The 13520-nt window shown below is 73.1% G+C and carries 12 protein-coding genes and 1 other RNA gene; 11 read left to right on the top strand and 2 right to left on the bottom strand.

Annotated features, from left to right (window positions below; translation table 11 throughout):
• Window positions 1-325: 325 nt before the first annotated feature.
• Together smpB and JD78_RS01425 are read left to right on the top strand one after the other, a co-directional pair.
• Window positions 326-802: an SsrA-binding protein SmpB gene (gene smpB / locus JD78_RS01420; protein ID WP_153356763.1), complete on the top strand. Its 477-nt coding sequence runs from the start codon at window positions 326-328 to the stop codon at window positions 800-802.
• 4 nt (window positions 803-806) lie between these two features.
• Window positions 807-1730: an NADP-dependent oxidoreductase gene (locus JD78_RS01425; RefSeq protein WP_153356765.1), complete on the top strand. Its 924-nt coding sequence runs from the start codon at window positions 807-809 to the stop codon at window positions 1728-1730.
• On the opposite strand, the gene JD78_RS01430 is transcribed toward JD78_RS01425, so the two are convergent.
• Window positions 1717-2163 (bottom strand): hypothetical protein, encoded by a 447-nt coding sequence (locus tag JD78_RS01430; RefSeq protein ID WP_153356768.1) that lies wholly within the window; start codon window positions 2161-2163, stop codon window positions 1717-1719. The two genes, JD78_RS01425 and JD78_RS01430, sit on opposite strands and share 14 nt — an antisense overlap.
• A gap of 73 nt (window positions 2164-2236) precedes the next feature.
• Between JD78_RS01430 and JD78_RS01435 the strand changes: the two genes are divergently transcribed.
• The 8 genes from JD78_RS01435 (at window position 2237) to JD78_RS01470 (ending at window position 9662) form a co-directional block, all read left to right on the top strand.
• Entirely contained in the window at window positions 2237-3232 is a 996-nt protein-coding gene (locus JD78_RS01435) for a GNAT family N-acetyltransferase (protein ID WP_153356770.1), read from the top strand.
• 20 nt (window positions 3233-3252) lie between these two features.
• Complete coding sequence (locus tag JD78_RS01440) at window positions 3253-4197, top strand: glycoside hydrolase family 25 domain-containing protein (protein ID WP_153356773.1); 945 nt, start codon at window positions 3253-3255, stop codon at window positions 4195-4197.
• A 260-nt stretch (window positions 4198-4457) separates the two neighbouring features.
• On the top strand, window positions 4458-5630 hold the full coding sequence (corA, locus tag JD78_RS01445) for a magnesium/cobalt transporter CorA (protein WP_153356775.1): 1173 nt from the start codon (window positions 4458-4460) through the stop codon (window positions 5628-5630).
• Between the two features lie 2 nt (window positions 5631-5632).
• Complete coding sequence (locus tag JD78_RS01450) at window positions 5633-6178, top strand: GNAT family N-acetyltransferase (protein WP_153356778.1); 546 nt, start codon at window positions 5633-5635, stop codon at window positions 6176-6178.
• Between the two features lie 75 nt (window positions 6179-6253).
• Window positions 6254-6628, top strand: a transfer-messenger RNA (tmRNA) gene (gene ssrA, locus JD78_RS01455).
• Window positions 6629-6792: 164 nt separating this feature from the next.
• Window positions 6793-8394, top strand: a complete 1602-nt coding sequence (locus JD78_RS01460) for a sodium-dependent transporter (RefSeq protein WP_153356781.1) — start codon at window positions 6793-6795, stop codon at window positions 8392-8394.
• Window positions 8391-8525 carry a methionine/alanine import family NSS transporter small subunit gene (locus JD78_RS01465; protein WP_153356783.1) on the top strand — a complete coding sequence of 45 codons (135 nt, stop codon included), beginning with the start codon at window positions 8391-8393 and terminating at the stop codon, window positions 8523-8525. Before JD78_RS01460 ends, JD78_RS01465 begins: the two co-directional genes overlap by 4 nt.
• A 225-nt stretch (window positions 8526-8750) precedes the next feature.
• Window positions 8751-9662, top strand: a complete 912-nt coding sequence (locus JD78_RS01470) for a hypothetical protein (RefSeq protein WP_153356786.1) — start codon at window positions 8751-8753, stop codon at window positions 9660-9662.
• 16 nt (window positions 9663-9678) lie between these two features.
• Here JD78_RS01470 and adhE read toward each other — a convergent pair whose 3' ends face one another.
• Window positions 9679-12336, bottom strand: a complete 2658-nt coding sequence (gene adhE, locus JD78_RS01475) for a bifunctional acetaldehyde-CoA/alcohol dehydrogenase (protein WP_153356789.1) — start codon at window positions 12334-12336, stop codon at window positions 9679-9681.
• A gap of 165 nt (window positions 12337-12501) precedes the next feature.
• On the opposite strand from adhE, the gene JD78_RS01480 reads away from it, so the two are divergent.
• On the top strand, window positions 12502-13503 hold the full coding sequence (locus JD78_RS01480) for an aldo/keto reductase family protein (protein WP_153356792.1): 1002 nt from the start codon (window positions 12502-12504) through the stop codon (window positions 13501-13503).
• The last annotated feature ends 17 nt before the right edge of the window (window positions 13504-13520 follow it).

The raw sequence follows: 13520 nt of genomic DNA on the forward strand, positions 1-13520 counted from the left end.
CCGGCAGCCGGGAGCGCAGGTCGGCGTCGTCCCCGCGGGGGAGGTACGTGTCCCGCGACAGCCGGACGACGTCGGGGTGCCGCAGCCGCCAGTCGCTCACGCCACGGGCGAGGGCGCCGGCCCGGGTGCTCGGCCCCGGCAGCTCGGACGGACGACGGCGGCGGGGCACCGGCAGAGGGTGACGGTTTGGCGGCCTGGTCCGCTCCCGTCGTCCACAGGTGCGGTGAGGTCTGCGGTCTCGTGGTCTCCCGGCCCGGGAGACCACGAGACCGCAGACCTCGCGGCGAGGAGTCCCCGGTTGCCGCCGCTTCGTAGACTGGTCGGCATGCCGCGTGAACAAGGGCGCAAGCTCATCGCCCAGAACAAGAAGGCGCGGCACGACTACTCGATCCTCGACACCTACGAGGTGGGCCTGGTGCTCACCGGCACCGAGGTGAAGAGCCTGCGCGCCGGTCGTGCCTCGCTGGCGGACGGTTTCGCCACGGTCGACCAGGGCGAGGTGTGGCTGCAGCACGTCCACATCCCCGAGTACACCGAGGGCACGTGGACCAACCACGCCCCGCGGCGCAAGCGGAAGATCCTCATGCACCGCGCCGAGATCGAGAAGCTGATCGGCAAGACCAAGGAGGGCGGGCTCTCGCTCGTCCCGCTGGACCTGTACTTCAAGGACGGCAAGGTCAAGGCCACCCTCGCCCTGGCGAAGGGCAAGAAGGCCTACGACAAGCGTCAGGACCTCGCCGAGCGCGACTCGCGCCGGGAGATGGAACGCGCCTTCGGGCGCTACGTGAAGGGACGGCGCTGACTCCGTGCGCGGCATCGCCTACGACCGGTTCGGGGACGTCGACGTCCTGCAGTTGCGCGACGACCTGCCCGAGCCGCCGGTGGGGCCGGACACGGTCCTGGTCCGCGCCCGCGCGGCCGGGGTCAACCCGGTGGACATGGGCATCCGGCAGGGGGGCCTGGCCGGTTTCTTCCCGCACCACTTCCCGATCGTGCCCGGCTGGGACCTGTCCGGCGTCGTCGAGCAGGTCGGCCCGGCGGTGGTCGACTTCGCCCCCGGTGACGAGGTGTTCGGGTACCTGCGACGGGACGACGTCCAGTGGGGGACGACGGCCGAGCTCGTGCCCGCCCCGCAGCGGTGCATCGCGCACAAGCCCGACTCGCTGGGGTTCACCGAGGCCGCCGCACTGCCGCTGGCCGGGCTGACCGCCTACCAGGCGCTGACCGAGGCGCTGGACGTCGGCGAGGGCGACCGGGTGCTGGTGCACCGGGCCGCCGGCGGCGTGGGCTTCTTCGCCGTGCAGATCGCCGCCGCGCTCGGCGCGCACGTCATCGGCACCGCCAGCCCGCGCAACCACGGCTTCCTGCGGGACGCCGGCGCCGCCGAGGTGCTGGACTACGCCGCCGGCCCGATCTCCGGGCAGCTGTCCGAGCCGGTCGACGCCGTCCTCGACCTGATCGGCGGGCCGGCGCTGGGCGACGCCCCCGACCAGGTGCGCGACCCGCGGCGGATCGCCAGCGTCGTCGACCCGGTCGTGCGCGAGCTCGGCGGTCGCTACGTCTTCGTCCGCCCCGAGCGGCACGACCTCGAGGAGCTCGGCCGGATGGCCGACGCCGGTCAGCTGCGGGTGGCGATCGCCAAGGCCTTCCCGCTGGAGCAGACCGCCGATGCCCAGGAGCTGGTGGCCGGCGGGCACGTCCGCGGCAAGGTCGTCGTCACCCTCGACTGACCCTGGCGCGCCGGCGCCGCCCCGCCGCGAGCGCGCTCGGCAGCACCAGGACGCCGCCGCCGACCACCCTCGTGCCAGCGGAGACGGCCAGCTGCCAGAGCGGGTTGCCACTGCCTACCACCGTGCCGCGCGTGCCGCCGGCCGCAGCGGGGAGCGTGGGGACCGCGACCAAAAGAGCGACGAGCACTGCCCGGCCCCGCCGGCCCCGCACCCGCATCGCCCAACGGGCGAGCGGGGGCGCGCCCGCGGCCAGGACCAGGGTGACGAGCGTCGGTCCCAGTTGGCTGCCGCGGGAGCCGCGCGCGAGGCGAACCAGCGCCACGACCAGGTCGGACAGCGTGCCCGCGAGCACGACCGTCTGGCTCAACAGGGCGTCCTGCTGACGCGGCGTCAGGTCGCGGGAGGTGAGGCGGGCGGGCGTCGGTCGGTCCACGGGGCGAGGTTCCCACCTGCCGGCCTGCGGTAGCTGACCAACAGGCTCGGCGCACCGGCTAGCGTCGACCCTCGTGCCCGACCTCTCCCTCCCCGCCGGACTGACCGCCCGACCCATCCACCCGGACGACGTGCCGGCGCTCGCCGAGCTGCTGGCCGCCGCGGAGGCCGTCGACGACACGGGGGAGCACGAGGGGGCCGAGGACCTGCGCGGCTGGTGGGTGAACGAGCTGGTCGACCTGGACCAGGACACCCGCGTGGTGCTGGACGGGGACGGCGCCCCCGTCGCCTTCGCCACCGCGATCGCCCCGCCCACCTTCCGCGACGCCTACGGCGTGCACCTGGAGGGCCGGGTGCACCCGGACCGGCGGGGCCGCGGCATCGGCCGGGCGCTGCTGGACTGGCAGCTGGCCCGCGGTGCGCAGGTGCACGCGGAGCGGCACCCGGAGGCACCGGCCCGGCTCACGGTGACCGCGTACACCTCGATGCCCGACCTGGAGGCGTTGGCCCGCCGGGCCGGGTTGCAGCCGGTGCGCTGGTTCCACCACATGGAGCGCCCCCTGACCGACCTGCCGGAGCCGCGCGCGGTGCCCGGCGTCGACCTGGTGCCCTTCACCTGGGACCGCGACGACGAGGTGCGCCGCGCGCACAACGCGGCCTTCACCGAGCACTACGGCTCCAGCGAGCGCGACGAGGCGTCCTGGCGGGTGATGTTCACCGGCCAGCAGGGCTTCCGCCCGGACCTGTCGGTGCTCGCGGTGGAGGACGGCGCGGTGCTCGCCTACGCGCTGTCCTACGTGTCGGAGACCGCCGCGGCGGCGACCGGCTCCCGGGAGAGCTACTTCGGCCAGATCGGCGTCGTCCCCCAGGCGCGGGGCCGTGGGCTGTCCAAGGCGGTCATCGCGCAGGCGCTGCGGGCTGCCGCGGCGGGGGGCTGCCAGACCGCGGGACTGCAGGTCGACAGCGAGAACGTGACCGGCGCGCTGGGGCTCTACGAGAGCCTCGGCTTCGCCACCGCCCGCACCCAGGTCTCCTGGTCGCGGCTGCTCGGACCCGTCGCCGGGGGCTGAACCCGCGTACCGTCGAGGTGATGCGGACAACTCTGCGCGTCCTCGTGGCCACCGGCCTGACGGTCGGCACTGCCCTGGTCGCGCCGACCGCCGCGGCCGCCGCCGCCGAGCGGCCGGAGCGCGAGACGCCCGCTCGGGAGACCACCGCGCGGGAGACGCCCGGGCGGGAGACCGCGAACCGTGCCGCCCCGGTCGGGTACGACGTGTCGTACCCGCAGTGCCGCACCGAGCTGCCCGACGACGCCGCGTTCGCCGTCGTCGGCGTCAACGGTGGGCTGGCCACCACGCCGAACCGGTGCCTGCCCGAGCAGTGGGTGTGGGCGACCGAGGCCGGCGGCGACGTGCCCGGCCAGCCGCCGGTGCAGTTCTACGTGAACACCGCCAACCCCGGCCAGGTGCGCGACCAGGTCACCACCTGGCCGGAGCTGGGCAGCAACCGATACGGCGTCTGCGACGGCGGGAACACCGCGGCCTGCTCCTACGAGTACGGCGTGGACCGGGCCGCGGGCGACGTGCGGATCGTGCTCGCCGCCGCCCGGGAGCTGAGGAGCGAACTCGGCGACGAGGTCCCCGCCGAGATCGATGCGGTGGACGACGTGTCCGACCTCGCCGGGTACCGCTGGTGGCTCGACGTCGAGACGATGAACACCTGGCAGGTCGGCGGCGCCGACGCCGAGCGGAACAACCGCGCCACGCTGGAGGGCATGGCCGACCACTTCACGGCGCTCGGCGGCGAGGTGGGCATCTACTCGACCGGGTACCAGTGGGGTCGGATCGCCGGCTCGGTGCCGGCGGGCAGCAGCCTGACCGGCCTGGACAGCTGGCTGGCCGGCGCCGACGACCGCACCGACGCCGCCCGCAGGTGCGGCCGGGAGCCGCTGGTCGACGGCGGTGAGGTGACGCTCGTGCAGTACGTCGTCGACGACCTGGACCACAACCGGGCCTGCACCCCCGCCGGGAGCTGAACCGGCGGCGCCGGGTGTTCATCACCCGGACGGTGCACCGGGGTGCACCACCTGCGGCAGGCGTGTCACGATGGACGACGGCCCGCTGATCCACGCCGGCCCCGTGGGACCCCCGGGAGGTGACTGGTCGTGCGCACCGAACCACCCAGTTGCAGTCCCCAGGTCCCCACCTGCTGACCCGCCCGGTCACCGATCGACCCGGCGGCGTCGCGGCGGGGACCTGCTCGGCGTCCTGATCCAGCAGCCCCCGGGAGTCCCTCGTGACCGACCGTCGCCGTGCGTCCCGCACCGGCCACCGCAGCGCGTCGCGCAGCGCGCTGGCCACCCTCGCCCGCCTGCCCCGCCCCGTGGTCGTGCCCCCGCCCCCGCCGGCGCGGGAGACCCCCGCCGCTCCCGAGCCGGTGCGCACCTCGAAGATCATGGACAACGCCGTCTACGCGGCCGGGCGCCGGATCGCCACCCCCGGCTCGGCGGCCGAGAGCCACGAGTGGCTCACCGAGGGCTTCGACGACCGCATGGTCTGGCTCGGCCTCTACCGCCCGCAGCCGGCGGAGCTGGGAGAGCTGGCCGAGCAGTACGAGCTGCCCGACCTGGCCGTCGAGGACGCCATCCAGGCCCACCAGCGGCCCAAGTTCGAGCGGTACGGCGACACCCTGTTCGTCGTCCTCAAGGCCGCCCGCTACATCGACGCCACCGAGGAGGTGGAGTTCGGTGAGCTGCACCTGTTCCTCGGCAAGGACTTCGTGGTCACGGTGCGGCACAGCGAGTCGCCGGACCTGGCCCGGGTGCGGCGCCGGCTGGAGAGCACCCCGGAGCTGCTGGCCCGGGGGAGCGAGGCGGTGCTCTACGCGATCCTCGACGCGGTCGTCGACGGCTACGTCCCGGTGGTCAACGGGCTGGACAAGGACATCGACGAGATCGAGGCCGAGGTGTTCCGCGGTGACCCGCAGGTGTCCCGGCGCATCTACGAGCTGTCCCAGGAGGTCGTGGACTTCCAGCGGGCCTGCCAGCCGCTGACCGGCATCCTCGCCGCGATCACCGCGGGGTTCGAGAAGTACGGCGTCGACGAGGAGCTGCGCAGCTACCTGCGCGACGTCGCCGACCACGTCACCGGGGTGAACGAGCGGATCGAGGGCTTCCGGCTCCAGCTGCGCGACATCCTGACGGTGAACGCGACGCTGGTGGCGCAGCGGCAGAACGACGAGATCCGCGAGCTGACCATCACCAGCCTCGCCCAGGGCGAGGAGGTCAAGAAGATCTCCGCCTGGGCGGCCATCCTGTTCGCGCCCAGTCTGGTCGGCGGCGTCTACGGGATGAACTTCGACCACATGCCGGAGACCGACTGGTACTACGGCTACCCGTTCGCGCTGGTGCTGATGTTCATGGTCAGCCTCACGCTGTACCTGGTGTTCAAGCGCCGCGACTGGATCTGAGGGTGACCGGCCTGCTGCACGCCGCCCCGCCGGCGCGCCTGGCGGACGACGGCGTCGTCCTCCGGGCGATGACGGAGGACGACTGGGTGCTGGAGCAGGCGCTGTCCCGCGACCCGGAGGTCCTCCGGTGGACGACGCACCCGCCGCACCTGGACGAGGCGGCCGCGCGGCAGCGGATGCTCGACGTCGCCGACCGGGCGCACCGGCGGCTCGGCCAGCGGTACGCGGTGCGCCCCGTCGAGGGTGGGGTCGAGGGCCCGGCCGTCGGGATGGCGGCGCTCACCGTCGAGCGCTCGCCCGAGCCGTCGGTCGGGTACGCGCTGCTGCCGGCCGGGCGGGGCCGCGGGCTGGCCGTCGCGGCGGTGCGGCTGATGACCGACTGGCTGCTGTCGGTGGGCCACCCGTGCGTCCGGCTCGGGATGCTGCCGGACAACGAGGCCAGCGCCGCCGTGGCCGCCCGGGCCGGCTACCGCGACCTGGGGGTCCAGGCCGCGCCGCGGCCGGACGGGTCGGTGGGCCGGGTGCGCTGGTGGGAGCGCCGGGCCTGACCTGCACGGGCGGGTCGGGACGGCGGGGAACACGAGCGGCCCGGCAGCCGTTACCCTGGCTGCACAACTACACAGGGGGGCGATTGGTCTCGACTGCGGTCGTTTGACCAGGGGAAGCGAGCCGAGGAAGGCAACGATGATCTCGTTAACCATCCGTTGCAAAAACACAAGCGCCGATTCCAATCAGCGCGACTTCGCTCTCGCTGCCTGACGGCAGCTAGGCGAGTCTGTCAGCCCGGGTTCGTCATCGGCCCGGATCCTGGCATCAGCTAGATGACTCACCGCACGTGCCGGTCACGGGTACGTGTGGGACACCAAACAGTGACTGGGCCCGTCATCCTGACTCGTTCGTGAGATCAGGAGGGTCGAGCAGAGGCAGAGCGAACTGCGCTCGGAGAAGCCCTGGTGATGCGTCGCAGGACGCGGGTTCGATTCCCGCCGCCTCCACCCCCCGCAGTACGGCGAACCGCCCCGGACCCCACGGTCCGGGGCGGTTCGTCGTCCCACGGGCAGCGGGCTCCGGCAGCCGAGCCGCCCGGGTGCTGGCATCCTCTCCCCGATGGCAGGACGCCGACCGGTGCGCCGGTCCGGTGGCACACGACGCGGGAGGGCACATGAGCGCGAGGGCGGAGCAGCCCACGGGGCAGCCGGACCAGGAGCGCCGCCGCGGTGGGTTCAGCTCCCGGCGCGTGTTCATCCTGGCCGCGATCGGCTCGGCGGTCGGGCTGGGCAACATCTGGCGCTTCCCCTACGTCGCCTACGAGAACGGCGGCGGCGCCTTCCTGCTGCCCTACCTCGTCGCGCTGCTGACCGCCGGCATCCCGTTCCTGCTGCTCGACTACGCGCTCGGCCACCGGCACCGCGGGTCCGCGCCGCTGTCGTTCGCCCGGCTGCGCCGGGGCGCCGAGGGGCTGGGCTGGTGGCAGGTCGGCATCTGCTTCGTCATCGCCGTCTACTACGCCGCGGTCATCGCCTGGGCGCTGCGCTACACCTTCTTCTCCCTCGACGAGGCCTGGGGGGCCGACCCCGAGGGCTTCTTCTTCGGCGAGTTCCTCCAGGCCGGCGACGTCCGGGTCACCGCCGACGTCGTGCCCGGGGTGCTCGTGCCCCTCGCGCTCGTCTGGGTGGCCGTCCTGGTGATCATGGCGCTCGGTGTGCAGCGGGGGATCGGTGCGACGTCGCTGTTCTTCATCCCGGTGCTGGTGCTCGCCTTCGCCGCCCTGGTCGTGCAGGCGGTGCTGCTGCCCGGCGCCGGCACCGGGCTCGACGCGCTCTTCACGCCGGACTGGTCGGCCCTCGCCTCGGGGTCGGTCTGGGCCGCCGCGTTCGGGCAGATCTTCTTCTCGCTCTCGATCGGCTTCGGCATCATGATCACCTACGCCTCCTACGTGGGCCGGCGCGAGGACATGATCGGCTCGGGTCTCGTCGTCGGCTTCGCGAACTCCAGCTTCGAGCTGCTCGCCGGCATCGGGGTCTTCGCCGCGCTGGGCTTCATGGCGCAGGCCAACGGGGTCGCGGTCGACCAGGTCGCCAGCGACGGGATCGGGCTGGCGTTCGTCGCCTTCCCGGCGATCATCAGCGAGGCCCCGGCCGGCGCCCTGCTGGGCGTGCTGTTCTTCGGCTGCCTGGTGCTCGCCGGCATCACCTCGCTGGTCAGCGTCATCGAGGTGGTCATCTCCGCGGTCCGCGACAAGCTCGACACCGGCCGCCTCACCGCGACCCTGCTGGTCGGCGTCCCCGCCGCGGTGCTGAGCCTGGTGCTGTTCAGCACGACCAGCGGCATCTACGTGCTCGACGTCGTCGACCACTTCGTCAACCAGTACGGCATCCTCGTGGTCGCGCTGATCAGCATGCTGGTCGTCGCCTGGCTGCTGCGGGCGCTGACCCGGCTCGGGGACCACCTCAACGTCCACGGCCGGCCCCGGGTGGGCACCGGCTGGCGCCTGCTCACCAGCGTCGTCGCCCCGGTGGGCCTCGCCGTCGTGCTCGTGCTGGCGCTCCGCGACGACCTGACCGCGCCCTACGAGGACTACCCGACGTGGCTGCTGGTGGTCTGCGGCTGGGGGATGGTGGTGGCGCTGCCCGTCATCGGGTTCCTGGTCGCCCGGCTGCCGTGGCGGGCCGGGACGCACCTGGACGGTCCGCCACCCGGCTCCGACCCGGTGACGCCGCTGGGTGCGGCCACCACCGGACACGACGAGGGGGGCACCCGATGAGCACCGAGGCGATCGTGATGATGGTGGTGGCGATGCTCGTGATCTGGGGCGGGCTCGCCCTGGCCATGGTCAGCCTGGTCCGCCACGGAGCCGTCGAGGACCGCAGCGAGAACGTCCGCCGGGACCTCTGACCCCGCGCTCGCCGGCCGGGCCGGCCGCCGCTCGCCACCGTCGGTCACGGACCGTCATCGGGCTCCGGGCGGGCTCCTGCGCTGTGCGCACGCGCCCTGGATTGGCGGTGGTTGTGTTGTGCGTGGTTAAACTGCTGCTCTCTTGACCAGAAGCTGGTGTTCGCTCGCTGTTCACCCACGGGATCTCCGTGTCGTGCCGGCGTCCGGGCCAGCACAGGGAGTGACATGTTGACGAGCCTCAGCACCCCGGCCCGGAGGTCGCTGTCCGTCCGGCGGCCACTGCACGCGACCGTGGCCGCCGTCGATCGGGACGCGGCCCGCGACGGGCTGCCCCGGTCGCTCGCGCGCGCCGTCGCCTGGACGCCGGTGGTCGGGATCGTCGTCGGCGTGGTCCTCCTGGCGGTCGCCCGGCCGCTGTACTACACGGTGCTCCGCGAGGACAACGTGGTCGAGTGGCTGCAGTTCGCCGTCTGCCTGCTCGCGGCCGTGCTGGCCGGCGCGGCGGCGGTCCGGCTGGGCCGCCGGCGCGAGCTGCTGCCGGCCGTGCTGATGATCGCGGTGGCGCTCGGCGCCCTCCTGCTGGCCGGCGAGGAGATCTCCTGGGGGCAGCGGGTGTTCGCGTTCACCACCCCCGAGGACCTCGCCGCGGTGAACCAGCAGGCCGAGGTGAACGTCCACAACGTGCGGGTGGCGGGGGAGTTCAGCCTGCAGGCCGTGTTCAAGGTCGTCTCCTGGCTGATGGGTGTGGCGGGGCTGGCGCTGGCGCTGCTCGTCCGCGGTCCCCGCCCGGTGCTCCGCGGCCCGTTCTGGGCCCGGGTCACCCCGCCGCTGTGCGCCGTCCCCGGCTTCCTCGGCATGGCGCTGTACTGGCCGGTCGCGGTGGTCCTGCCCGTGCTGCCGCCGCTGACCCGCTTCCAGGAGTGGGTCGAGTTCGGGCTGCACCTGGCGATCGCGGTCACCGTGCTGTGCGTGTACCTGCGGGCCACGCGGCCGGCCGACGCCGCGACCGACGCGGCTCCCACCCGGGGCGGCTGGGTGCTCCCGGTGACGGTGTTCGCGGTCATCGCCGTCCTCACGCTCGTCTTCGCGGCACTGACCGTCCACCACGGCATCATCCCGGTCAACGCCCGCAGCTGACCGGCCCCGTCGCGGCTCAGCCGTAGTACGCCGCGCGCATGATCCGCTCCATGTCCGCCAGCATCGGCATCCGCGGGTTGGCGGGGGCGCACTGGTCCTCGTAGGCGTTCATCGCCTGCTGGGGCAGTGCCGCCAGGTACTCGGCCTCGTCCACCCCGGCCTCCCGGAACGACGCCGGCACACCGATCCGCGCCCGCAGCTCCTCGACCGCCCGGGGGTAGGACTCCACCCCTTCCTCGGGGGTCGAGGCCGGCAGCCCGAGCGCCCGGGCGATGTCCTGGAACCGTTCGGGTGCGGTGTAGACCCCGTACTTGGGCCAGCCGGTCAGCTTGGTGGGGACGCTGCCGTTGTAGCGGATGACGTGCGGCAGCAGCACAGCGTTGGTGCGCCCGTGTGCCAGGTGGAAGGTCAGCCCCAGGGTGTGCGCCATCGCGTGCACGATGCCCAGGAACGCGCTGCCGAACGCCATCCCGGCGATGGTGCCGGCGTTGTGCATCTTCTCCCGGGCCTCGGCGTCGTCGGCCCCGTGGGTCACCGCCCGCTCGAGGTGGGCGAAGACCAGCCGGATGGCCTGCAGGCACAGCCCGTCGGTGAAGTCGTTGGCGTAGACGGACACGTAGGCCTCGGTGGCGTGGGTCAGCGCGTCCATCCCGCTGTCCGCGGTCACGGTGGCCGGCATGTCGTGGGTGAGCACCGGGTCGACGATGGCCACGCTCGGCGTCAGCGCGTAGTCGGCCAACGGGTACTTGCGGCCGGTCGCCGTGTCGGTGATGACGGCGAAGGGGGTCACCTCGGCGCCGGTGCCCGAGGTCGTCGGGATGCAGACCAGCCGGGCCCGCGTCCCGAGCGTGGGGAAGGTGAAGGCCCGCTTGCGGACGTCGAAGAACTTCTCCCGCAGGTCGGCGAACTCGACCTCCGGGTGCTCGTACCGCAGCCACATCACCTTGGCGGCGTCCATCGGGGAGCCGCCACCCAGCGCGATGATGGTGTCCGGCGCGAACTCGCGCATCAGTGCGGCGCCATGGTCGACGGTGGCCACGCTCGGCTCCGGCTCGACGCCGTCGATGATCTGCACGGCGACCCGCTCGTGCCGCTGCTCCAGCACCGAGATCAGCCGGTCGACGAAACCGAGGCGGGTCATCGTGGGGTCGGTGACGATGGTGGCCCGGTGCAGCCCGGGCATGTCGGCCAGGTAGCGGATGGCGTTCGGCTCGAAGTAGACCTTCGCCGGCACCTTGAACCACTGCATGTTGTTGGTGCGGCGCCCGACCCGCTTGACGTTGATCAGGTCCAGCGCCGAGACGTTGTTCGACACCGAGTTCCGCCCGTAGCTGCCGCAGCCCAGGGTCAGGGACGGGATGAAGGCGTTGTAGATGTCGCCGATGCCGCCCTGCGACGACGGCGCGTTCCAGATGATGCGGACCGCCTTGACCCGCGTGCCGTAGGCCTCGGCGAGGGCAGCGTCCTCGGTGTGGATGACGGCGCTGTGGCCCAGGCCGTCGAACTCGACCATCGCCTCCGCGAGTGCGAACCCCTCGGCGGCGTCCTGGGCGCGCAGCACCGCCAGCACCGGGCACAGCTTCTCGCGGGTCAGCGGCTCGGCCGGCCCGACCCCGGCCACCTCGACGAGGATGATCGAGGTGTCCGGGGCGACGGAGAAGCCGGCCTGCTCGGCGATCCACACCGGTGACTGCCCGACGGCGGCGGCGTTGAGCCGGGCCCCGGCGCAGTTGGCGTCGGCGGCGGTCACCCCGAACAGGAATCGCTCCAGCAGGGCCTTCTCGTCGGGGGTGGCCCGGTGGGCGTGGAGTCGTGCCAGCCCCGCCATCGCCCGCTCGTAGACCGGTTCGTCGAGGATCACCGCCTGCTCGGAGGCGCAGATCATGCCGTTGTCGAACGACTTCGACAGCACCAGGTCGTGCACGGCCCGGGCGACGTCCGCGTCCCGGTGGACGTACGCCGGCACGTTCCCGGCACCCACGCCGAGTGCGGGCTTGCCGGTCGAGTAGGCGGCGGTGACCATCGCGTTGCCCCCGGTGGCCAGCACCGTCGCCACCCCGGGGTGGTTCATCAGTGCGCCGGTCGCCTCGATCGAGGGCTGCTCGACCCACTGGATGCAGTGCTCCGGCGCGCCGGCGGCGACCGCCGCGTCGTGCACGATGCGCGCGGCGGCCGCGCTGCACCGCTGGGCGGCCGGGTGGAACGCGAAGATGATCGGGTTGCGCGTCTTGAGCGCCAGCAGGGCCTTGAAGACGGTCGTGCTCGTCGGGTTGGTCACCGGGGTGATGCCGGCGACGACGCCGACCGGCTCGGCGATCTCGGTGATGCCGGTGATCTCGTCACGGCTGATCACCCCGACGGTGCGCATGTCCTTCATCCGGTGCGTCACGTGCTCGCAGGCGAACACGTTCTTCACCGCCTTGTCCTCGAACACCCCACGGCCGGTCTCCTCCACCGCGAGCGCGGCCAGGGCGCCGTGCTGGGCGAGCGCGGCGAGCGAGGCCTTCCCGACGATGTGGTCGATCTGCGCCTGGTCGTAGGCGTCGTAGGCGCCGAGCGCCGTCAGCCCGTTGCGCACCAGCTGGTCGATGCCGGCCTCGGGCGCCGGCGACGGTGGGCCGTCGGCCCGCTCGGCGGCCGTGGTCGTGGTGGGGGTGCGGTCGATGACGGACATGCGGGTCCTCTCCCGGGTGCTCGCTGCTCTCCCGCCCCACCTTGGCCGTCCCGGTCCCCCCCGCACGGGGGTCGTAGGTCCCCTGCTGCTGCGCCGGTGGTCCGTGGGACCGGGTTGCCGGGCCGGGTGCGTGAGAGCGCTCCCCGGCCGGGTAGGACGTGCGGCATGGAGTTCCGACACCTCGGCCGCAGCGGCCTCAAGATCAGCGAGATCACCTACGGCAACTGGATCACCCACGGCGGGCAGGTGGAGGCCGACGCCGCCCACGCGTGCGTCCGTGCGGCGCTGGACGCCGGCGTCACCACCTTCGACACCGCCGACGGCTACGCCGAGGGCCGGGCCGAGCAGGTGCTCGGTGAGGCGCTGGCGGGGGAGCCGCGCAGCAGCATCGAGATCTTCAGCAAGGTCTACTGGCCGACCGGGCGCGGCCCCAACGACCGGGGCCTGTCCCGCAAGCACATCCGGGACTCGATCGACGGCTCGCTGCGCCGGCTGGGCACCGACTACCTCGACCTCTACCAGGCCCACCGCTACGACTACGAGACGCCACTCGAGGAGACGATGGAGGCCTTCGCGGCGGTCGTGCACAGCGGCAAGGCGCTCTACATCGGTGTCTCGGAGTGGCGGGCGGAGGAGATCCGCGCGGCGAAGGTGCTCGCCGACGAGCTGCACGTCCCGCTGGTGTCCAACCAGCCGCAGTACTCGGCGCTCTACCGGGTGCCCGAGGCCGAGGTGATCCCCACCTGCCGGGAGCTGGGCATGAGCCAGGTCGTCTTCTCCCCGATCGCGCAGGGCGTCCTGACGGGCAAGTACCAGCCGGGTCAGCCGCCGCCGGCCGGCTCACGGGCCACCGACGAGAAGGGCGGCGGCGCGAACTTCATCTCCCGGCTGATGACCGACGACGTCCTCACCCGGGTGCAGGAGCTCCGGCCCATCGCCGACGACCTCGGGTTGTCGATGGCCGCCCTGGCGGTGGCGTGGGTGCTGTCGGAGGAGAACGTGGCGGCGGCGATCATCGGCGCCAGCCGGCCGGAGCAGGTCGTCGACAACGTCAAGGCCGCCGGGGTGGAGCTCGAGGCGGACGTCAAGGCCCGCATCGACGAGGTGCTGGCACCGGTGGCGCTCACCGACCCGGCGCTGACCCAGAGCCCGGATCCCCGCCCCTGACGGAGCGGTCCTGACGT

The organism is Modestobacter roseus, assembly GCF_007994135.1.
In the GTDB taxonomy this organism is placed as follows: Bacteria; Actinomycetota; Actinomycetes; order Mycobacteriales; family Geodermatophilaceae; genus Modestobacter; species Modestobacter roseus.